The organism is Agrobacterium sp. GW821-FHT02D03 (assembly GCF_059421725.1).
In genome coordinates, this window is record NZ_JBWKVN010000002.1 from 161,464 (window position 1) to 182,271 (window position 20,808).

The 20,808-nt window shown below is 56.4% G+C and carries 19 protein-coding genes; 5 read left to right on the forward strand and 14 right to left on the reverse strand.

The features are described from left to right. Positions 1-76 precede the first annotated feature (76 nt). The gene (locus AC07U5_RS14260; RefSeq protein ID WP_062426790.1) at positions 77-343 is read right to left on the reverse strand and encodes a hypothetical protein; all 267 of its coding nucleotides are present in this window, start codon (positions 341-343) and stop codon (positions 77-79) included. Between the two features lie 22 nt (positions 344-365). Next, positions 366-788 carry a hypothetical protein gene (locus AC07U5_RS14265; RefSeq protein ID WP_112956389.1) on the reverse strand — a complete coding sequence of 141 codons (423 nt, stop codon included), beginning with the start codon at positions 786-788 and terminating at the stop codon, positions 366-368. A gap of 241 nt (positions 789-1,029) precedes the next feature. On the opposite strand from AC07U5_RS14265, the gene AC07U5_RS14270 reads away from it, so the two are divergent. After that, the gene (locus AC07U5_RS14270; protein WP_494723392.1) at positions 1,030-1,737 is read left to right on the forward strand and encodes an outer membrane protein; all 708 of its coding nucleotides are present in this window, start codon (positions 1,030-1,032) and stop codon (positions 1,735-1,737) included. A gap of 233 nt (positions 1,738-1,970) precedes the next feature. Here AC07U5_RS14270 and AC07U5_RS14275 read toward each other — a convergent pair whose 3' ends face one another. The 7 genes from AC07U5_RS14275 to AC07U5_RS14305 form a co-directional block, all read right to left on the reverse strand. Continuing rightward, positions 1,971-3,761 carry a methyl-accepting chemotaxis protein gene (locus AC07U5_RS14275; protein ID WP_494724244.1) on the reverse strand — a complete coding sequence of 597 codons (1,791 nt, stop codon included), beginning with the start codon at positions 3,759-3,761 and terminating at the stop codon, positions 1,971-1,973. Positions 3,762-3,978: 217 nt separating this feature from the next. Further along, positions 3,979-4,359, reverse strand: coding sequence for a hypothetical protein (locus tag AC07U5_RS14280; protein ID WP_494723393.1), 381 nt, complete (start codon positions 4,357-4,359; stop codon positions 3,979-3,981). Positions 4,360-4,785: 426 nt separating this feature from the next. Then, entirely contained in the window at positions 4,786-5,517 is a 732-nt protein-coding gene (locus AC07U5_RS14285; protein WP_113261213.1) for a helix-turn-helix transcriptional regulator, read from the reverse strand. A 403-nt stretch (positions 5,518-5,920) separates the two neighbouring features. Then, positions 5,921-6,994, reverse strand: coding sequence for an ABC transporter ATP-binding protein (locus tag AC07U5_RS14290; protein WP_494723394.1), 1,074 nt, complete (start codon positions 6,992-6,994; stop codon positions 5,921-5,923). Positions 6,995-7,006: 12 nt separating this feature from the next. Beyond that, positions 7,007-7,855, reverse strand: coding sequence for a carbohydrate ABC transporter permease (locus AC07U5_RS14295; protein WP_113225737.1), 849 nt, complete (start codon positions 7,853-7,855; stop codon positions 7,007-7,009). Beyond that, a complete protein-coding gene (locus tag AC07U5_RS14300; protein WP_440599337.1) occupies positions 7,848-8,771 on the reverse strand; it encodes a carbohydrate ABC transporter permease in 924 nt (307 codons plus the stop codon). Before AC07U5_RS14300 ends, AC07U5_RS14295 begins: the two co-directional genes overlap by 8 nt. An 85-nt stretch (positions 8,772-8,856) precedes the next feature. Beyond that, positions 8,857-10,158 carry an ABC transporter substrate-binding protein gene (locus AC07U5_RS14305; protein WP_494723395.1) on the reverse strand — a complete coding sequence of 434 codons (1,302 nt, stop codon included), beginning with the start codon at positions 10,156-10,158 and terminating at the stop codon, positions 8,857-8,859. Between the two features lie 204 nt (positions 10,159-10,362). Between AC07U5_RS14305 and AC07U5_RS14310 the strand changes: the two genes are divergently transcribed. From AC07U5_RS14310 to AC07U5_RS14320, 3 genes are read left to right on the forward strand one after another with little or no spacing between them, the layout of a single operon-like run. Continuing rightward, positions 10,363-11,562: an ROK family transcriptional regulator gene (locus tag AC07U5_RS14310; protein WP_062426781.1), complete on the forward strand. Its 1,200-nt coding sequence runs from the start codon at positions 10,363-10,365 to the stop codon at positions 11,560-11,562. Positions 11,563-11,599: 37 nt separating this feature from the next. Next, positions 11,600-12,700, forward strand: a complete 1,101-nt coding sequence (locus AC07U5_RS14315) for a Gfo/Idh/MocA family protein (RefSeq protein WP_494723396.1) — start codon at positions 11,600-11,602, stop codon at positions 12,698-12,700. A 17-nt stretch (positions 12,701-12,717) separates the two neighbouring features. Continuing rightward, on the forward strand, positions 12,718-13,359 hold the full coding sequence (locus AC07U5_RS14320) for a ThuA domain-containing protein (protein WP_062442427.1): 642 nt from the start codon (positions 12,718-12,720) through the stop codon (positions 13,357-13,359). A 77-nt stretch (positions 13,360-13,436) separates the two neighbouring features. Here AC07U5_RS14320 and AC07U5_RS14325 read toward each other — a convergent pair whose 3' ends face one another. Further along, the gene (locus AC07U5_RS14325; protein WP_494723397.1) at positions 13,437-15,059 is read right to left on the reverse strand and encodes a GMC oxidoreductase; all 1,623 of its coding nucleotides are present in this window, start codon (positions 15,057-15,059) and stop codon (positions 13,437-13,439) included. A gap of 345 nt (positions 15,060-15,404) precedes the next feature. Here AC07U5_RS14325 and AC07U5_RS14330 point away from each other — a divergent pair, with 345 nt between their 5' ends. Further along, positions 15,405-16,274, forward strand: a complete 870-nt coding sequence (locus tag AC07U5_RS14330) for a YiiG family protein (protein ID WP_494723398.1) — start codon at positions 15,405-15,407, stop codon at positions 16,272-16,274. A 191-nt stretch (positions 16,275-16,465) separates the two neighbouring features. Here AC07U5_RS14330 and AC07U5_RS14335 read toward each other — a convergent pair whose 3' ends face one another. From AC07U5_RS14335 to AC07U5_RS14350, 4 genes are all read right to left on the reverse strand, one after another. Further along, positions 16,466-17,545 carry an ABC transporter ATP-binding protein gene (locus AC07U5_RS14335; protein WP_494723399.1) on the reverse strand — a complete coding sequence of 360 codons (1,080 nt, stop codon included), beginning with the start codon at positions 17,543-17,545 and terminating at the stop codon, positions 16,466-16,468. A gap of 4 nt (positions 17,546-17,549) precedes the next feature. Continuing rightward, on the reverse strand, positions 17,550-18,380 hold the full coding sequence (locus AC07U5_RS14340; protein WP_062426774.1) for a carbohydrate ABC transporter permease: 831 nt from the start codon (positions 18,378-18,380) through the stop codon (positions 17,550-17,552). Between the two features lie 3 nt (positions 18,381-18,383). Beyond that, positions 18,384-19,286 carry a carbohydrate ABC transporter permease gene (locus AC07U5_RS14345; protein ID WP_376752901.1) on the reverse strand — a complete coding sequence of 301 codons (903 nt, stop codon included), beginning with the start codon at positions 19,284-19,286 and terminating at the stop codon, positions 18,384-18,386. A gap of 243 nt (positions 19,287-19,529) precedes the next feature. Continuing rightward, positions 19,530-20,789, reverse strand: coding sequence for an ABC transporter substrate-binding protein (locus AC07U5_RS14350; RefSeq protein ID WP_494723400.1), 1,260 nt, complete (start codon positions 20,787-20,789; stop codon positions 19,530-19,532). Positions 20,790-20,808 lie beyond the last annotated feature (19 nt).

Genomic DNA, 20,808 nt, shown 5'->3' on the forward strand with positions numbered 1-20,808 from the left:
TGACGTGCAGGATCAAAAAGATGCGCAGCAAGAGCCGCAATGGGTGGTCAACTCGCCCTGGCTAGGAACGAGGTCCTCATTCGGTCGCCGGATCATCAATACGCAGAGCCGAGGCTATTTCGTCGGACGAGACTTTCAACGACTGACGCCTGACAGCTTCAACGGATATGGCTGGAATCTCAAGATGGGTGGCGACTTTCCTGTAGGCCGTAAAACTGAGGCCTTCAATGAGTTCTTCGTCGACAACCAAGCGATACGTTCCAGCGTCGAGTGGCGCTACCAGGCTTTCGAGGTTGAATGGATGTCGAAATGTAATCAGGCGAACGGTCGTTCTCTCTGTCACTGGCAATCCCCTTTATTGATGATTACGCCCGAGAAGAGCCTGAGCCACGGTCTGGTGTTCCAGGACGAACATATGCCATAGCCCCGCCCTCATTCTCCCATGACTGCTCCTCCGCTTCGATTGGCGCCAATCGAAGTTTCGTGAGCGTACGGACGAAATGCCTCATGCCAGCCGGCAAGCCCTGGATGGCGTATTTGGCAAGCGACGTATGGTATGCCGGGTTATTGGGAACGGCTTTCCCCAGATTCCGCTTAAGTTGGGCGGATAGAACGCTCGGTGAGGTTTCTCCAGCGACGAACATGTTCATCACGAAAAAAGCAGCCCTGTTATATTGACGATAATCGCTTCTCAAGAGGTAAGCGTCATATCCAGCCGCCGCCAGCGCTGATTGAATGACAACCATATCACGGGGAGAAACGGCATTCGAGATTGGATCGGAAGACATAATGTCCTCCTTTGGTTGGGGCGAGGGAATCCGACCCTCAAAACAGCAGCGCCCGTGCGAAGGCTACCGACGATCCACAATGCGCCCGAATAGGACTGCACGCAACCTTTAATACGGATTTTCTGATCGTTGACGTTAAGCGCGAAAATGGCTCGGCGCGTGACCCGAGGCGATGAGGCAGCAAACGCAGAAAATCCGATTACATTCGGCAGCATCCTGACACTTCGATCATTCGCATGGCTTGACGTCTAAAACGAAAAAAGCAGTAAAGGCCAAAGTGATCGTAAAAAAGTTCGGCATCATGCAAAAGATTGTTTTAACACTCATAATCGCCTTCACGACATTCCCGGTCGCAGTCTCCTGCTTCCAAGTTCCGGCAGCATCGGCGGCCGATATCGGCCAAGAACACAGCTGGACGGGATTTACCGCTGGTATCCAGAGTGGTTATGCCTGGAACAATCGAGCTGATTTTATCAGCGGCAGTGACGGCAACATGTCCGCTGATTTCAACGGCAGCATCTTGGGTGGCTTTGCTGGATATAATCGTGATCTCGGCAATGGCTGGGTAGCGGGCCTTGAGGCTGATTTCGATAGAAACTGGGGGGACGGAAACGCGTTCCTTGGAATCTATTCCTACGGTCTCGATTGGCAAGGATCTGTCCGGGGCCGTGTCGGCCATGCATTCGACGGTGTTCTCGTCTATGGAACAGCGGGTTGGGCCTATGCACGAAGCTACACGGACGTCATGGGTTTGGATAAAACCAAGGAAACCTTCAACGGTTACACCATTGGCGTTGGTGCAGATTTCCTTATCACGGACATGGTTTTTGGTCGGATTGAGTACCGCTACACTGATTTCGGCAGTGAGACGTTTGCCTTCGAGATCGGCACGACCGATTCAGACATGGATCAACATGCAATCCGCGCGGGCCTTGGAGTTAAGTTCTGATTGCGATCAGAAACCGATGAAACGCCACCTGAAGGGAGAGTTGGGTGATGATGAGACGACTGAAGCGCCCTTCGCCAGGTTCGCGCGTCTACACCTCTGTGCAAACGCGTTGACCGTCTCAGGACGATGAGCCCAAGACGGCCAGCCTGCTGCTATGGAGATGCTTGAAGCGCGGCGCGATTTCTCAGATCCCTTCCCCCCAAACCGCTACGCACTTTTGCTTGTACCGTGCTTTAGAACTCGTCCCAGCCCGGTTCGACTGCCTGTCTCGCCTGCCCACCAACAGCACCTGCAATCTTCGTCACCATTCTGCGAGCAGGGGAAGCCACCGGCCGATCATTTGGTGTGGCGAGAGCGACCTGCTTTTGGCTTTTGGAGGCGGAACGATTTCCAAGTTGGAAGCCCTCGACAAGACCACGAAGGCGGGCAGTTTCTTGCGCAAGCGTCGCGCCCGCGGCATTTGTCTCCTCCACCATCGCAGCGTTCTGCTGCGTTACCTGATCCATCTGATTGACGGCGGAGTTGACTTCAGAAAGTCCGACGGCCTGCTCTTTTGCGGAGCTTGCGATCGCTTCCATATGCTGGTTGACCGCCGTGATGTTCTCGTGGATGGTTCGCAAGGACTCTCCCGTTTCGCTGACAAGCTTGACGCCGGTGCTCACCTCTTCGCTGGAATTTCGGATCAGGCCCTTGATCTCCTTGGCAGCCTGGGCAGAGCGTTGTGCAAGTTCACGTACTTCCTGTGCAACCACCGCAAATCCCTTGCCAGCTTCACCTGCGCGGGCTGCCTCGACGCCGGCATTCAGTGCCAGAAGGTTCGTCTGGAACGCGATTTCATCAATCACACCGATAATGTTCGATATCTGATTGGAGGAACTTTCGATGCGCGACATGGCAGCCACCGCATCCGCAACAACGTGGCCGGAGCGCGTGGCATTGTCACTGGCCGTGATCGCAGCCTGTCTTGCGTCATCTGCACGCCGTGAAGCGTTATTCACATTGACTGTAATTTCGTCCAGTGCCGCAGCCGTCTCCTCGAGTGACGCGGCCTGCTGCTCGGTACGACGGGAGAGGTCTTCCGCGCTTTGACTGATTTCGCGCGTACCCATGTCGATCTGGTCTGTTGAATGGGCGACCGCAGTCAATGTATTGCGCATCTGGCTGAGCGCGTCGTTCATCGTCCGCCGCAATTCCTCGAAGTCGGGTGCGAAGGGTTCATCAATGCTGAAGGAAAGGTCGCCTTGTGCCAGTTTTGTCAGCGCTGCACCAATGGTGTTGACGGCGTGCACGCGCTGCGTGACGTCGGTCGCGAATTTGACCACCTTGACCACCTTGCCCTTGGCATCAAGGATCGGATTATAGGCGGCATTGATCACGACCAGCTTGCCGTTTTTGCCGTAGCGCGTGAATTCCGCGGATTGAACCTCGCCTCGACGCAACGCCGCCCAGAATTCCGCATACTCGCGGGACTGAGCATAGGTTGGCTCCACCAACATTTTGTGGTTGCGGCCCTTAATCTCGTCCAATCGGTAACCGAGTGCGTTCAGAAAGTTCTTGTTGGCGGTCACGATTTCGCCGTCGGTGGAAAACTCGATGATCGCCTGGGAACGACTGACGGCCTCCATTTGCGCCGTGTAGTCCATGTTTTGGAGCCGCTCTTTGGCATTCGCCCATTCGACAGCAAAGCCGGTGGTCTTTCCATTCGCGCGCAATGGCGTCACGATCAGATCGAAGGCACGATGTCCAACCCAGATCGTCGCCCGATGCTGGCCTTGAAGCTGAGCCAGCATGTTGCGCTGGTGAGAGGGATTCTTGTGAAAGATATCGATATTGCTGCCGATGAGCTTTTCGAAATCAAACCGCGGCAATTCTTTTTTCAGGTCGGTCTCAGCTTCTTTCAGAAGCTCCTGCACGGCCTTGTTCATGTAACGAATGTTGAGACCGGCATCGGCGATCATGATGTTCGCCGTGATCTGATCCAGGGAATTGGTCTGCATATGGGTGGTGTTGGAGTAACCGAACATGCTGGTGTGCGTTCTAGCGGTTGTCAAAGCGGGGCGTGAAGCCTCCGGTCCTCTGGTGTTCTTTCTTGTCTGAAAATTCGGGGTATGCGTGCGCAGGTGCGGACCCGTGGTCTTCCCAGGGCGGCACGCGCTGTCGACGACAGTATAAAACCCTGTCTCTCAAACGTTTTGCGATTGGTTGTTCAGATTGCTTCCGGCTTTATTCGGAATACGTTCTTCAAGCCGTCAACGTGCCACGCAGAGGGGGGCCGGTTTTACTGACAGAAGCGGCGCAGAGGCGGAAGGCTGCCAATCGGTCTTGCCCCCGCGAGAACGTGAGCGGAATGCCCATCAAGAAGAGATGAAGCACCTGACGGATCGACAAGCTCGTAAGGGCATCATGGAACTGTAACCAGTGGGGTTTCGCTTGATGGCAGTCTGGCCGACGTGCACCATTCGAAAAATCGGCGACCAACAACAATGACGAGCCAAGGGCGAGCACGCCCGCAAGGCTTAGAGCCAGAAATAGCTCATCGATATGGTAGCCGTCATTTGCCCTGATAAGGGTGTCGAGCGCCTCACCGCCGAAGACGACGGCGCATCCAGAAATCGTCAACATGACGATCACCCGAAGAAGAAACATTACATGGCATCGAACATGAACACACCGCATGACACCCCCCGACACGGCTCGGCTTCATGCCGCTGCAGGCTCCTAGATTTAGGCCCCTTGAATGCGACGAAGTAACCGGCCTCGATCCATCGCAGCTCTGTGAAGCGCGATCCGGGCTATGAGCAAGAAGAGCGCGGAGTTGCAGCTAAAGCAGATGGTTACCTCTAGGGGAGGGCGTAACTCCAGCCCCTTCGTACGATTCCAAATTTAGGGGTGAAAGGTGAAAAAAACGTTAAATTGAATATCTGCCCCACATCATTTGCTCGCTAACAGAGCAATAGACACGCAATTTAGACTATGGTGTGAATTTTTAGGCAATATTTACGCGAATAAAGAGTAATTACACAAGTAAAGGATGGGAAATAAGTGATATTACTCTATGAGACCACGTCGGATCGCCTCAGCGATCGCATGACTGCGGTTCTTGGCGCTAAGTTTACGGGTTGCCGCCTTGATGTAACTATTCACCGTATCCGTCGTGAAGAGACATACTTCAGCAATCTCTTCACTGGTCTTGCCGCGACTTGCCCATCTTAGGCAATCAAGCTCACCGTCCGTCAGCTTCATCTCCTGAGCCGCAAACCTCTCCATGATCGGCCTTGTGATAATACTATGAAGCGTGCCGACAATTTCCTGTAAGAACTCAATTTCCTCGGTGGTGAATGGGGTCGCGCGGGAGAAGGTCACGGCTCCAAAGACCTTCGTGCCTCGCCTGATCGGAAAGAGGGTGCGGTTGAACACACCAAAGCTTTGCGCAAGATAAAGGACGCGCGGAGGCGGCGGATTTTCCGCATAAATCTCTTCTTCGATGACAACACGCGCCGCCGTTGAAGAAGCCTTGACGAATGGGTCTATGGCCAGCAGCCCGTCCCCATAATATGCGTCCAAATATGCAGGAGGCACGTCCGTATCGATAGAATGACCGGTTCCAAATCGATAGCCATCAAGATCCAAACCGGACACTGCAAAGAAATCGAAGGGCACGGCTTGTCGGAGCCGCTCAACAAACGGGTGGTAGGGCAAATGCCTACGCACCGGTAGAGAGCTCAGGTCAACGGCCTCGTCGAACGACAATGTCAGGGCAAGCGTTCGAGAAAAGGGCATAAGGTGCTCCGGCTTTGACCCCAAATTTCGAGACCAAAATCAATTAGACGTAAATCGGCCACCTCACTCTACAGGTGATCAGGCCGACTATGCACAGCAGTGGGTGCCGTCTCAACCGATAAATGACGGCGCGATTTCAATACGATACTCATGACGACACCGATGCGAGCTTTTGCGCTGCTTTGTACAACCAGTGCGGTAGAAGCCAGGGCATCTCCCAATCGCAGTGGCGATCGGCGTGTCGGTGACAGGGTGGGTCACAGCGTGATTGCTCCCCTTGAACTTCCTACAGGCATCGATGCGATCATGGGAGCACCAGCGTTTACATTTTGCTGAAAGTGATCACGTCGATCCCCTCGAAGCCCTTTTACTGTGAAAGATCGCTACGGTCCTCAGGACCGCTTCAAAGAGCCAACCCGCTTGCCCTGTCAAAAACATGAACCCGTTCGTGATTGATATTGGCCGCAAACATCGAATTCGTTCGTACCAGTTGTTCGCCATCGACCACCGCCGTCACCTGATGTCCGGCAAGATCGAAAACCACATGGGTCTGCGCACCCGTCGGCTCGACCAGCAATGTCTTGCCGGAGACCATGACGTCGCCTTCGCCGCCCATGGCAAAGTGCTCGGGGCGCAGCCCGATCGTCACCGATTGCCCGCGCTTGACGTTACGATCGCTTGAAATGCGAATGGCCGTGCCGTCATCCAGTCGCGCTGCTGGCGCGCCGTCCTCACCATCGACGATGCATTCGATCAGGTTCATGGCGGGCGAGCCAATGAAGGCGGCGACAAAGAGATTGGCGGGCTTCTTGTAAAGATCGAGCGGCGTTCCCTGCTGCTCGATGCGCCCCTGATTGAGGACGACGACGCGGTCTGCGAGCGTCATGGCTTCGATCTGATCATGCGTCACATAGATCGACGTCGTGCCGACCTTCTGGTGCAGCGTTTTGATTTCGCTGCGCATCTGCACGCGCAGCTTCGCGTCAAGGTTGGACAACGGTTCGTCGAAAAGAAAGACCGCCGGGTTGCGCACGACAGCGCGACCCATCGCCACGCGCTGACGCTGACCACCGGAAAGCTGCGAGGGTTTGCGATCCAGCAGGTTGGCAAGGTCCAGCATCCGCGCAGCCTCGGTGACACGCTCCTCGATCACCGCTTTTGGTTGCCCGGCGATCTTCAGATTGAAACCCATATTTTCGGCCACCGTCATATGCGGATAAAGTGCATAGGACTGAAACACCATGGCGATGTTGCGCTCCCTCGGCGTCATCTCGTTGACGATCTTGCCGCCAATCAGGACGTCGCCATCGGTAATTTCCTCAAGCCCGGCAATCATGCGCAACAGCGTGGACTTGCCGCATCCGGAAGGACCAACGAGCGCAATGAATTCGCCATCGGAGATCTCCAGTGAAATGCCGTGAATGACGCCAAGCGAGCCGTAGGATTTGCGAATATCTTTCAGTTCTACAGATGCCATTGTCTTCTCCCCTCAGGACTTGACGGCGCCGGCCGTCAGGCCCGCGATGATGTGTTTTTGCGCTAAGAAGAACACGATGATGGTCGGCAGGATCGTCATGGTGATGAAGGCCAGCACCAGCTGCCACTCGGTACCGAACTCGCCGCGATAGACCATGATGCCGAGCGGCCATGGGTATTTGGATTCGGAATTGAGCATGATGAGCGGCAGGATGTAGCTGTTCCAGCTGCCGACGAAGGAGACGATCCCGACTGTTGCGATGATCGGCCGCGAAAGCGGCATGGAGATATGCCAGAAGAATTTCAGGTAGCCGCAGCCATCGACGAAGGCTGCCTGAAAAAGTTCGTCCGGCAAATTCTTGAAATAGTTACGGAAGAGCAGGATGCTCATTCCGAGGCCAAAGGCCACCTGCGGCAGTACCACGCCCCAATAGGTGTCTAGCAGCCCCAGATCGCGGATGCGAATGAAGAGCGGAAGAATTGCAGTCGCAGCCGGAAACATCAGTCCCAACAGGAAATAATTGAGCAGAAAGTTGGACCCGAAAAACTTGACATGCGCGAAGGTGAAGGCCGCCATCGCCGAGACGACGAGCGTCAGGAAGACGGTGAGAACGGCGATGACAAGCGAGTTGAAAATCTGCAGCCAGTAGCGTTTTCCAAAGAGGATATCGCCATAGTTTGCCCACTGCCACTCGGTTGGCAAACCGAAAGGATTGACGCGCAGATCGCCAAGCGTCTTGAAGCCTCCAAGCGCCGTCGTTAGCAGTGGTATGAGTACGATAGCGGCAATCAGGGTCAGCGACACATAGAGGTAGATCCTCGTCTGGACGCTGACGCGAACGGATGTGGATGTGTCAGTCATGGCGCATGAAAATCCTTTTGTAACCGAAGGCAAGCGTGACGCAGATGATGAACAGCACCACCCCGACAGCGCTTCCAAGCCCGACCTGCATGCGCATGACGCCATATGTGTAAAGGAACGTCACCATGGTCTGGGTGGAATTGGATGGACCACCGCCCGTCAGCGGCATGATCATGTCGAAGAGCTGCAATGAGCCGATCACGGCAAAGAAGATCGAAAGCCGGACCGTCGAGCCGAGCATCGGCAGCGTCACGTAGCGAAACTTCTGCCAGCCTGAGGCCCCATCGATTTCGGCCGCCTCCAGCACGTTCTTGTCCACCGACTGCAGGCCGGCAATGAACAACATCATGTGGAAGCCGAAATACTTCCAGACGATGACGGCAAGCACGGCATAGATTGCAACATCCTTATCCGCCAGCACATAGGGATTGGCGAACCCGAAGAAGTTCGAAATGGCGGCAAAGAGACCGTAGTCGCCGTCATAGACAAAGCGCCAGATAAGACCGGCTGCGACATCTGCCAGAACATAAGGCAGGAAGAAGACGAGACGAAACCCCACGACGCCCGGAATGCGATGGGCCAACATCGTCGCAAGCCAGATTGCCAGCGGGATCTGTATGCAGATCGAAATGATGATGATGAGCGCATTGTTGATCAGCGCCTGCGAGAACGCAGCATTGCCAAACAGAACCTGAAAATTCTTGAGCCCGATAAACTCGCTCGGCGTGCCGTAGCCGTTCCAACGGTAGAGGCTGTACCAGGCCGCCTCCCCCATCGGCAAGATCACGAAGAGGGTGAACAACAACAGCGCCGGGGGCAGGAAAATCAACAAAGTCAGCGCGCGGTCATGCGCAACGGAGCTCTGCTTCCGCTTCGATTTTACGACCGGGCTTGTCAGCGCGGGCGCAGCGTTCATGGAAATATTGGTCATCTTATCCGCTTTCGTATTCACGCAATGGCGATGGGCGCCGCACCAGGCGGCACCCACCGTTCAGGCGGGATCAGCGAAGCTCGAAAGCATCCTGGATCTGCTGCGCGCCCTCTTCAGGCGTCATTTGACCGGAGACGATTTCGACGGAGATGTCGTTGACGACGCGGCCAACAGCGGCACCGAGCGTCTGGTCGAAGAAGTTTTGATGCCACGTGGACGCCGCAAGTTGCTTGGCGGAATCGGCCATCAGCGGATCTTTCACGGCTTCACTCGCACCGACTGCGACGGGTAATATCATGCCGGCTGCCGCGAGCTTCTTCTCGTTGTCGGCATTGGTGAGGAAGGTGGCGAAATCGATTGCCTCCTTCGAAGCATTCTTCGTCACCGCCCATCCATTCAGACCGCCAAGCGTGTCAGTGGCTTTGCCCGCACCGCCCTCGACCATCGGAAAAGCGAAGCGACCGAGATTGTCGGAGGAAAGACCCTTGCCGTCACCTGCATTCTTGCGCTGGTTGGCTTCGGTATTGTCGAAACCAAGGATCATCGCCGCCTTGCCGTCGCCAAAAACACCGAGTGCTTGCGGCCAGGTGGCCCCGAGATAGCCTGGCTGGAACGGTTCGAGTTTACCGAATTCTGCAAGCTGCTCGCCGGCCTTGATGATCGTCGGGTCCATAAAGCCTTCGCCCTCGCCCTTGCTTGCAGCATCGAAGACCGCCTGGCCTCCATTGCGCATGACGAGATAGCTCCAGTAGAAATGGATCGGCCACTTCTCCCCGCCACCACCGGCAATCGGCACAATCCCGGCATCCTTGATCTTCTTTACCGCGGCGCCAAGATCATCCCATGTCTTGATGTCTTCCGGCTTGACGCCGGCCTTGGAAAACAGCTGCTTGTTGTAGAAGAAGCTGACGAGGCTGACGCGATACGGCACAGCCCAGACTTTTCCATCGAAGGACAAGCCATCAATGGCAGCCGGGTTATAGGCGTTTCGAATCTTGCCGCCATCAGCATCGAAGATTTCGGTCAGATCCTTCAGAGCGCCTGTCTTGGACTGCTCCTCAAGCACGCCGCCGCCCCAGCTGTAAAAGAAGTCGGGAACGTCATTCGACTGCAAAAGGGTGGGAAGCTTGGCCTTGAAGGCTTCGTTTTCCAGAAACTGCAGCTGAATGTCGACATCGGGGTGTTTCGTCTCGTAATCCTTGGCAATCTCTTCCCACACTGCCACGGATTTCGGATCGAGTTCGACGTGCATCCACTTGACGACAGTTGCGGCAGAAGCGCTTGCTGCGCCGAGCATGAATGTAATGGCTGTGGTGGAGGCAAGCGTGATCAGCTTGCCGCCCAGGCTTGCGCCCGCGTGCATAAACGTCATGATGATGATCCTCCCGGGGACTTCCTCACATTTATTCCCCAATCCGAATTAATTCATATAAGAATACACTAACTGTCAAGGCGTAACTACTATTTTCCGCAACGCAGCTTGACATGGCGACGCATATTCGGGCTATTTAATCCGCGATCCGATATTAATCGGACATCCTGAATTGCTCTGCTCAAGCTCGTTGCGACTGGACCCATGAAGACTGCCGACCCCGAACTGATGCGTGCAATCAATCGCTTGAACGTCCTCGACACGATCCGTCGTCACGGCCCCATTTCGCGTGTGGAGATCAGTGAAAGGACGCAGCTTTCGACGACCACAGTGTCCGCGATAACGGCATCGTTACTGGATGATGGCCTCATTCTGTCGCGCCATCTGGGCGATATCCGAACGGAGGGCGCGCGCGGCCGCCCCCGTGTGATGCTGGAACTCAATCCGGATGCTGCCAGGGTGGTTGGAGCCAAGATCGCGGCCAACCGTATGGTCTTCGTCGTCACCGATTTCTGCGGCAACGTCCTGTCGTCCCTCTCGCTGCCAATTCGGATCGATCGCCAGCCGATCGGCGTCATTGCAGATCTGATCGAAGACGGTGTGCGTCGATGCGTCGTCGATGCAGGGCTTTCACTCGAAGATGTCGACCGGGTCTGTCTCGGTCTGCCAGGAGTGATCGAGCACCGCACCGGCAAGATCCGCTCCAGCCCGGTGCTACGCGAAGTCAACATCGATTTTGCCGGCGAAATGACAACGCGCTTTGGAACGCCCACTATCATTGAAAGCGACGCGCATGCCGTGACGCTTGGCCACCACTGGTTCGGCAAGGCGCGCGATCTTGAGGACATGGTGCTGATCTCGCTGGAGCAGACGCTAGGCTTGGGCGTGCTGCATAGAAACGACCTCTTCCGCGGCGCCGGTGGTCTCAGCCATAATCTCGGCGATCTCGTGCTTGTCGCGAGCCCGGAAGGCACCGTTCGGCTGGCGAGCCAGGCCGGCGAAAATGCGATCCTTGCGTCGCGGCCCGCTGACGGACGTTTCGCCGAAGCAATTCGGCTTGGCCGGGGCATTCAACATGCCCAAGCGCTGGTGCTGGCGCAGGACAATGATCTCATCGCCGCTGCCCAACGGGCGGGTGCCGCAATAGGTCTGACGCTCGCCAATATCGTGACCCTGTTTGCTCCGCCGCGCGTCATCTTCGTTGGCTCCAGCCTCGATCTCGGTGCCCCGTTCATCGATAGCATCAGGAGCGCCTACGAGATTTCCGTGCCGCCATCCCTACAAGGCGTGGCGGAACTGGTCTTCGACAACTCCAGCGACGAGCTCTGGGCACAGGGTGCTGCGGCCGTCGCGCTCTACGAACTTTACGAATCGCCTTGGAACACCACAGGCCCAGCTCTCTGAGGAGTGAGCGGGCGCAAGCATGATGGGAGAGTAGAATATGCAAAAGGTCGGCATCGGCATCATTGGATGCGGCAATATCTCGGGCGCTTACTTGAAGGCGATGGCATCCTTCCCGATCCTCGACATCAAGGGTGTCGCGGATATGAATGCGGAGATGGCCAAAGCAAAGGCCGAGGAATTTAACGTCGCCGCGCGAAGCGTCGACGATTTGCTGGCGGATCCGGAGATCGAGATCATCGTCAACCTGACGATTCCCAAGGCGCATGTCGAGGTGGGCTTGAGGGCACTGGACGCCGGCAAGCACACCTATTCGGAGAAACCGCTTGGCATTAACTTTGCCGAGGGCAAACGGCTTGCTGAGGCGGCGAAAGCGAAGAAGCTGCGCATCGGTGCGGCACCGGACACGTTCCTGGGCGGCGGTCATCAAACCGCGCGGACCCTCATCGATCAAGGCATTCTTGGCACGCCAGTCGGCGGAACGGCGACATTCATGTGCCCGGGACACGAACGCTGGCACCCTAACCCCGCCTTCTACTACGAAGTCGGCGGCGGACCGATGCTGGACATGGGGCCTTATTACATTACCGACCTCGTCAACCTCTTTGGACCCGTCGCCAAGGTGGCAGGCTTTGCCTTTTCGCCACGTACCGAGCGCCTGATCACCAGCGAGCCTCGCAACGGCGAGAAAATCCCGGTCCATGTGGCGACCCATGTCGCAGGCGCGCTTGCATTTCAGAACGGCGCGATTGTTCAGGTCGGGATGAGTTTCGACGTGGCTGGACACAAGCATGTCCCGCTCGAACTCTACGGCACGGAGGGGACCCTGCTTGTACCAGATCCCAACCACTTTGGTGGCGAGGTCCAGCTTCTGAAAAAAGGCGGCGAGTTCGAAACCCAGGAACTGTCGTCGCCCTACGCGGATGGCAACTACCGATCGATCGGCCTCGCGGACATGGCCCATGCTATCCGCTCTAATCGCCAGCACCGAGCCAATGGCGATCTGGCGCTGCACGTTCTTGAAGTCATGGAAGCGTTTCAAACCGCATCGGACACGGGCACAACCGTGTCCATCACCACCGTCGTCGACCGCCCGGCCCCGCTGGCCGAGTCACTTGTCGACGGCCGGATCGGTCAATAATTCTGAGGAGGAATAAAATGCGTGAAGCACTGATCGTATGGGGCGGCTGGAGCGGCCACGAACCCGAAGAATGCTCGGTCATCATCAAGGATCTTCTCGAAGAGGAAGGCTTCAAGGTCTATGTCGAACATAGCACCGAAGCCTTCGCCGACCCTTCGGTCCATGATCTCAGCCTCGTCGTACCGATCGTCACCATGTCCAAGATCGAAAAGGAAGAGATCAAGAATCTCGCGACCGCAGTCGAGAACGGTGTCGGCATCGCCGGATATCACGGCGGCGCCGGTGACAGCTTTCGCGAGTGCGTTGAGTACCAGTTCATGATCGGCGGACAATGGGTTGCCCACCCCGGCAACATCATCGACTACACCGTCAACATCACCAAGCCGGAAGACCCGATCATGGCCGGGATCACCGATTTCCCCTACACGTCCGAGCAGTACTACATGCATGTCGACCCGTCGAACGAGGTTCTCGCGACGACAACCTTTACCGGCGATCACGCCTGGTGGATCGACGGCGTCGTCATGCCGGTCGCCTGGAAGCGCAACTACGGGAAAGGTCGCGTCTTCTATTCGTCACTCGGTCACCAGGCAAAGGAATTTGCCGTACCGCAGATGCGGGAGATTTTCCGCCGCGGCGCCAACTGGGCCGCGCGCTAAAGGCGTTAGAATTCTAACCTGATGCAAAGCCGCGTGTATCTGCACGCGGCTTTGCACAATGGCTACCGAAATGGGATTCAACTGATAGCGACCGGCCCAACAGCTTGTTTGGCTGTGAGCGTTTCAACCAAATGGTCTGCCAGTCGCATACTGAGTGCGACTGCGGGCATGGTCGGGTTTGCGTGCCCGCCCGTGGGGAAAACGCAACTTCCCGCAACGAAAAGATTGCTGACGCCGTGAACCTTGCAGTCACGATCGACAACGCCCTCTTCGGGCGAAGCGCTCATCCGCGTCAAGCCGATCTGGTGAAAGCCGTCATAGGCCTGATCACGGAGTGCTTGCAGGCGGGCGGATGCCGGGTGCAGGTAATCGAGCCTCCCCATCCCTCTTTCTTTCAGCCATCGATCGAGAACAGCATGCGACCTTTCTATCGATATGAGGTCCTCATTCCGCACGCGATAATCGATCGCAACCGCTGCAACTTGTTCCTCCTGCGTCGATGGCGATGGCATGACGGTGCTGGACATGTCGGGAGCCTGTTCGGCATGGTAGCGCAGCAAATAGCGCCGGGCGGGGTTGACGATCGGCACTCTCCGATCGCGGCGCCGCAGCAATTGGCCGATGGTGCGGCGAATATCCTTCAAGACTGACGCAGAGGGGACGAGATTGCGAAGATGATCCCGGTATCGACGACCTCTTCGAAGCCGCGAGCCAGCAGCTTTACCATTGGCAAAAAAACGGTAGAGACCCGTCAGTTGAAGGGCGAGAAACACCGCGGAAAGTCCAGCCGAATGGTGGAGGGCATTCGAGATGGAGATCGTGTCGAGCCAGAAGACGCAATTGAGTAAGCCGAGGCGCTGTTGCGCATCACCTGAAAGCTGGAAACGGCGCCGAAAGATGCCTCCCCCTTTGGTCGCTTGAAATGACAGTGCATCGACGCCAACGTCGTCTTCTAGTTCCACAATGGCGATGTAACCCGTCAGATGTCCTTGGTAATAGCGCCCAAGTGCAGGGGAAAGAACCCCGGGATGCGCCGTGTGCAATTGGTGGAGCAATCGCACGTTCCCGATGCCACCGGCGGCAAGCACCAGCCTTTCAGCGGGAATTCGCAAAGTCCCCGCCTTGCCTTGAAGCTGCAGATGAGTGACGGCGTGGTTAGAATCGAGCTCGATCGCGCTGAGAACCGTGTCTGGGAGAAAATGGATCAGCTTGGATTGATCGATACGGTCGCGGTACTGCAGTCCGAGGTTGGGCTGAGAACTCCACCACTCTATGGCGTCGAGGTGAACCTCATCGGAATCGCCGTTTATTTGCTCATCACCTAAATCGATGTCGGCGACATTCAAAAACTTTAGCGCGTCTCCGTAGTAGCGACTTACCTCCTTATGGGAGATCGGCCATCCGGAGTTCGGAACGCATGGGCGCTGAAGAAAATCGATGTCGTCAAAGGCGACGCATCGCCCTCCCCATAGCGATGATGTACCGCCAAGCCCACTCGCCGTTGCAGACATCAATGGAGCGTGATGTTGATTTGCGACACTGACGTGGCGTCCTGCATCGCCGTTCTCACCCGCTTCAACCAGGAGAACGCAGATACCCTGCTCTTCCAACCTGCACGCAAGAGCGAGGCCAACCGGACCAGCCCCGACAATGCAGACCTGAAACGGTATCGGTGTCGCGTTGAGCGCGTCGTGAATCATGGCTTCTCATTTCTGCAAACCATGAACACTAAAAGGCGATCCTGCACTCGTTACAACGACCAGATCTTGTCCTTCACTTTATATCCGGAAACTGCCTAAAAACGGATGACCGATCCGTCGCCTGAGATTGATCGAACCCGCAAGCAAACGCCCAAATCCGTCTCAACGCAAATCCCCTCCTAAACCTGTTAAGCGCGCCGTCTATAAAAAAGTCCTGGTAAAAAAACGCACCTTCCAGCTGCACCGCAAAGGAGTACCAAGGCGGCGGGATCTACAGGGAAGCATCTGATAAAGGAGAGGAATTTGACAAAACTGATGAGATTTTTTGTTTGTCTGGCGTTCACTATGGTCCTGGCCCCAGTTGCTTGGGCGCAATCTGGAGAAGAGGATCACGGTGCTGCGGTGGAGAAAATGAATGCTTATGTCGGCTTCATGAACCGCGCGATCCGCGCGTCGGACTCGCTTTCCCGATACGAAAGCTGGGTAAACATGAAGAAGGGTCCGACTGGTAAGGAACGGATCATTTACGGGCTTTACGCACCTTATGACGTTCGCACCGAAATTGCCAAAGCGGAAGAGGCAACAGGTGCCGAGCCAAAGATGCCTGATCTCGACGCAGCCATGACGCGGTTCATCGCCGTCTATAAGGAACTTGCGCCGGTTCTGGAAAAGGCTAGCAAATATTACGACCGCTCGGACTACAAGAGCGACAAGATGCAGGGTGGCAAGGAATTTCACGCTCAGATCATCAAGTTTGCGGATGAATTTTCAACGGCACGAACCGAGGCCGACACGCTTCTGGCCAAGGAGAAGCGTCAAATCGACTTGCGGGAATTGGCAGCGCTGGAGAAAGCCGACGGCAAGAAATCCCGCTGGCAGGTGCGTAACATCATGATCAAGGCGCAGGCCGTCATGGAGACATTGCCGAGCGGCAATGAGACAAAAGTCGACCTCGGCGCCTATGACGCGTCGCTTAAGGACTATGCCGAGGCGGTGAAGGTGTTCGATGACTACGCGACTGAACATCCCGGCTCGTTCCACGTCTTCGAATCCAGCCCAGGAGCGCTTCTCAGCAAGCTGCGGGACTTCCAGGAAAAACTGCAGAAGGCCAAGGGCGATGCTCGCAAAGCCGCCAACGATCTGGAGTGGATTTACAACGACTACAACATGATGGTTTCAACCTCTCAGAGCGCAACGACGTTCTCAAATGATTGATCTATCCTATGGTGCAAATAGGATTTTCGGCGCGGCGGCCTTAGAACGCCGCGCGTCATCTTAGACGCATCAGAACCGTACGACGTCCTTTTTGCCCACACAGCGTACAATTCAAGATCAGTCCAGATGTCGGGTCCGACGAGGCGTGGCTGCCAAGGTCAGAGGAAGCTGCATCCACCGGAGGGCCGAGCCTATTGATCTGTATTCACGCGGTTACCGTTGCTGTCAAAGACGTGGAGCCTGGCTTCCGGCAGACCAACGCTGATCGAAGCCCCGGGCTGTAACAGTGCACGGTCGGAGGAAAACAGCTTGAAGGGAAGCCCGTGTACCGTGAGGTGCAGGATAATACCGAGACCAGTCGGCTCGACGAGCTCCACCTTGGCATCGACACCACCCGTCTCCGGTGAGACAACAACATGCTCGGGACGGATCCCGAGGGTCATGGCCTCGCCATCTTTGAGCGGAATCGTTCGGCCCAGGGGAAGCTGGCTACCATCTGGCAAGGACATTGCGCTTCCATACGGCTTTTGAACACAACGGCCTTCAAGAAAGTTCATTCCTGGCGAACCGATAAACCCCGCGACGAAGAGATTGGCCGGACGATCGTAAAGATCGAGCGGCGCGCCGATCTGCTGCACATATCCCGCATTCATGGCGACGATGCGCGAGGCGAGCGTCATCGCCTCGATCTGGTCATGGGTGACGTAGACGGAGGTAGCACGTAGATCGGCATGCATCCGCTTGATTTCCGCACGCATCTGTTCGCGCAGACGCGCGTCGAGGTTGGACAAGGGTTCGTCAAAAAGGAAGGCTTTGGGTTGGCGCACAATGGCGCGCCCCATGGCAACGCGTTGACGCTGGCCGCCGGACAGCGCCTTCGGGCGCCTTGCAAGATAGGGATCAAGACCGAGCTTACTCGATGCTGACGAAACGGCCGCAGTAATCGCCTCCTTGGGGCTGCGGCGAAGCCGCAGGCTGTAGCTCATATTGTCAGCGACGCTCATATGCGGGTAGAGCGCATAGGACTGAAACACCATGGCGATGTCACGATCCTTGGGCTTGAGATTATTGACGAGTTGCCCATCGATGGAGAGCGTACCGGAGGTGATTTCCTCCAGACCGGCGATCATACGCAGCAGGGTGGATTTGCCGCAGCCGGAGGGGCCGACGAGAACGACGAACTCGCCATCGGCAATGGAGAGATCGACACCGTGCAGGACAGGATGATCACCATAGGACTTGGCGACGCGGTTCAGCTCGATGGAAGCCATGGATTTATCCTTTCACTGCACCGGCCGTCAGGCCCTGTACGAGATATCTTTGGATCAGCAGGAAGAAGAGGCATGCGGGAATGAGCGCCAGGACGCCAGCTGCCATCATCTGCCCGAAATCGACGGAGAATTTTGAGACGAATGTCAGGAGGCCGACCGGGAAGGTCGCGCTTTGATTTCCAGAAATCAGCATCAGCGCAAAGAGAAGCTCGCTCCAGGCCGCGGTGAAGACGAAGCCAAGCGTCGCCGCAATCCCAGGCAAGGTCAAAGGCAGGATGATCTGGCGGAAGGCGGTAAAGCGGCTTGCGCCGTCGATCATGGCGGCCTCCTCCAGATCCTTCGGAATGCCGTCGAAGAACGACTGCATAAGGAACGTGGCGAAAGGCACGTTGAACGCGGTGTAGACGATGACGAGGCCGGTCAGGCTGTTGGTCAGGCCGAGCGGAGACAGCATCTTGAAGATCGGTGCCACCAGCATGACCAGCGGGAACATCTGGGTGATGAGCATCAGGGCGATGATCCAGTATTTCCCGCGGAACTGGAAGCGTGAAAGCGCATAGCCGGAGAGTGACGACAGCACCGTAACGGCAAAAGCCGTTGATCCCGCCACGATGACGCTGTTCTTGAAGAACGTCGGAAAAGCGCTGTTTTCTATGACGAAGCGATAGTGGTCGAATGTTGCGCGCGATGGCCATAGCCGCACACCCTCGCTATAGAGCAAGTCGTTCGGCGTCACCGAAACCTTGAGCAGCCAGAACAGGGGAAAGAGGGCGAAGGCGATGTAGACGAGGATCGCCAGGCGATGCGCGACTGTCAGAAAAATTCGGCCGGTCACGGATCAATCCTTCTCGATGAGGCGCTGGCGCATGATGACGATCAGCATGGAGTAGGCGAGCAGAAGCACGAGCAGAACCAGCGCGATCGCCGACGCATAGCCAAAGTCCAGCCGCTTGAAGGCCTGGGTAAAAATATAGCTTGCAACGATTTGCGTGCGGTCAGCCGGGCCACCATTCGTCATGACGATGATGAGATCGGCGAAGTTGGCAATCCAGACGGTACGCAGCAGAACGGTGATCGCAATCGTTGGAGCCAGAAACGGCAGGGTGATCGAGGTGAACCGCTGGAGCGGGCTTGCTCCATCGATAGAAGCCGCCTCGTAAAGGTCGCGCGGAATAGCCTGCAAGGCGGCCAACAGAGTGATGGCGAAGAAAGGTATGCCCCACCAGACATTGGCAATGATCGGTCCCCACATGGCAAGATGCGGATCGGCCAGAATGTTGTTCGGTGCCGAGAGCATGCCGAGCGACGTCATCCAGTATGGCAGCGGCCCGATCACCGGGTTGAACAACCAGGCCCAGTTGAGGCCGGCCAGAAAGGTTGGAACAGCCCATGGAAGAAAGACCAAGGCCTGGGCTATGCCGCGACCGGCAAAGGGCTTGTCGAGCAGCAGCGCAAGGATAAGGCCGAAGAAGAATTGAAGGAACACCGAAGCGCCCGTCCACCACAGCGTGTTCTTGAGAGCGCGGTAGAAGGCGGCATCCTGAGACAGTGTCTTGAAATGCTCTAGGCCGATGAAGCCCCCGGAAAACGGATTGAGCAACTGGACGTCGCGGAATGCGTAGGAGAGCCCGAGCACCAGCGGCACCATCATCACCGTGACGATGAGAACGAGGACTGGCGCGCTATAAAGCCATGGCTCAGCCGAGGTGGCCAGCCTTCGCAACATAGGTTTGCGCGACATCGCAGGTGCGGCGCTTGAAAATGACGACATCAATTGCTCCTCAGCGTAACGAAGTGTGGGCCGGAGGCCACGCGCTGATCTCAACTTCACGGCAGGTCGCACAAAGGTGTTCGAGAACTTTGCGGTAACGACATGCGACAAAACAACGGCTTGAAGCGCGCTGATCAACAAGCTCGCGAAGCGCTTCAAAGTTTGTTCCAGCAGGAAGGTGGCGTACCTTGAAAGATACGCCACCGGTTTCCATCACTTGGACTGAAGGAACTTCTGCTGCGCCTTCGTCATGTAGTCCGCCCATTGCTTGGCGAGGTCTTCAGGTGTGATGTCACCCAGAAGAGCTTCCTGAGAGGTCTTGATCACAAGCGAATCCTTGAAGTAGGCAAACTCCTGAAGGTAGGTCGGCATGGTTGTCGGCACGGCATTCTTGTCGGCCAGTTCCTCGAACCATCCCTTGAACTGCTCGCTTGCATAGAATGGGTCCTTCTCGGCGGAGGTGTGAACTGGAAGAGCACCGGTCTTCTTGTTCCAATCGATGTTGCCTTCAGGTCCTTCCAGCGTTTCGATCAGCTTCCAGGAAAGATCCTTGTCCTTCGAAGACGCCATCATCGACCAGCCGGCAAAACCGATCGTCGGGAAGGTCTTTCCATCAGGACCCTTCGGCATGGTCATGACGCCGAAATCTTCGCTTTTCATGCGCTGGGCGATGGCGATCAAAGCGTCCGGATCCTGATCGAGGAAGGCGCAGGTGCCGGAATAGAAGCCAGCGACGATTTCGTTGAAGCCCCAGTTGACGCTGTCCTTCGGCGCGTAGCCGTTCTTATAGAGATCGACGACGTAGGTGAGGCCCTTGACCCAGCCAGGGCTGTCGAATGTCGACTTGCCGTCCTTGGTGAAGAACTCGTTGGAGCCGGCCATGGATGCGCCGAACATCACCCAGCCGTTCAGACCTCCGGCGCCGCCGCGAAGGCAATAGCCATACTTGCCGGGAATAGCGGAAATCTTCTTCGACGCGTCGGCAAATTCGTCCAGCGTCTTCGGCAGTTCCTTCACGCCAGCCTGCTCAAGCAGCTTCTTGTTGTAGAACATGGCGCGCAGGTAGAAGCCGTAGGGTAGCATATAGGCGGTGTTCTTCACATCGCGGCCAAGCTCCAAGGCTCGCGGCGTCAGATCCGACGTGTACTGCCACTTTGCCAGATAGGGCTCCAGGCTCTCGAGCATGCCGTTATTGGCATAAAGCGACAGCCAGGTGTCAGGCATTTCCATCACGTCTGGAACATCGCCAGCTGATACCATGGTGGCAAACTTCTGGAAGGCCTCGTTCCATGGAAGCGAAATGATCTCGACCTTCGTACCGGGATTGGCGGCCTCGAATTTACCGACGAGGCTTTTCAGCGTCTCGGTGCGCTCGGGGCTGGTGATGACCTCCACCAGTTTCAGGGTCGTGTCGGCAAGTGCCGTTCCGGCCATCATGGCGGTGAAGAATGCTGCTGCTACCAGTTTTTTCATGTCGTTCTCCCTTTTTGTT

Coding starts and splice junctions, on each gene's coding strand:
- AC07U5_RS14305 (WP_494723395.1), bottom strand. CDS start 10,158: ATGACGTTTATGCACGCGGGCGCAAGCCTGGGCGGCAAGCTGATCACG.
- AC07U5_RS14265 (WP_112956389.1), bottom strand. CDS start 788: ATGTCTTCCGATCCAATCTCGAATGCCGTTTCTCCCCGTGATATGGTT.
- AC07U5_RS14345 (WP_376752901.1), bottom strand. CDS start 19,286: ATGTCGCGCAAACCTATGTTGCGAAGGCTGGCCACCTCGGCTGAGCCA.
- AC07U5_RS14280 (WP_494723393.1), bottom strand. CDS start 4,359: ATGTTGACGATTTCTGGATGCGCCGTCGTCTTCGGCGGTGAGGCGCTC.
- AC07U5_RS14275 (WP_494724244.1), bottom strand. CDS start 3,761: ATGTTCGGTTACTCCAACACCACCCATATGCAGACCAATTCCCTGGAT.
- AC07U5_RS14325 (WP_494723397.1), bottom strand. CDS start 15,059: ATGATTCACGACGCGCTCAACGCGACACCGATACCGTTTCAGGTCTGC.
- AC07U5_RS14310 (WP_062426781.1), top strand. CDS start 10,363: ATGAAGACTGCCGACCCCGAACTGATGCGTGCAATCAATCGCTTGAAC.
- AC07U5_RS14300 (WP_440599337.1), bottom strand. CDS start 8,771: ATGAACGCTGCGCCCGCGCTGACAAGCCCGGTCGTAAAATCGAAGCGG.
- AC07U5_RS14315 (WP_494723396.1), top strand. CDS start 11,600: ATGCAAAAGGTCGGCATCGGCATCATTGGATGCGGCAATATCTCGGGC.
- AC07U5_RS14290 (WP_494723394.1), bottom strand. CDS start 6,994: ATGGCATCTGTAGAACTGAAAGATATTCGCAAATCCTACGGCTCGCTT.
- AC07U5_RS14350 (WP_494723400.1), bottom strand. CDS start 20,789: ATGAAAAAACTGGTAGCAGCAGCATTCTTCACCGCCATGATGGCCGGA.
- AC07U5_RS14330 (WP_494723398.1), top strand. CDS start 15,405: ATGGTCCTGGCCCCAGTTGCTTGGGCGCAATCTGGAGAAGAGGATCAC.
- AC07U5_RS14295 (WP_113225737.1), bottom strand. CDS start 7,855: ATGACTGACACATCCACATCCGTTCGCGTCAGCGTCCAGACGAGGATC.
- AC07U5_RS14335 (WP_494723399.1), bottom strand. CDS start 17,545: ATGGCTTCCATCGAGCTGAACCGCGTCGCCAAGTCCTATGGTGATCAT.
- AC07U5_RS14285 (WP_113261213.1), bottom strand. CDS start 5,517: ATGCCCTTTTCTCGAACGCTTGCCCTGACATTGTCGTTCGACGAGGCC.
- AC07U5_RS14320 (WP_062442427.1), top strand. CDS start 12,718: ATGCGTGAAGCACTGATCGTATGGGGCGGCTGGAGCGGCCACGAACCC.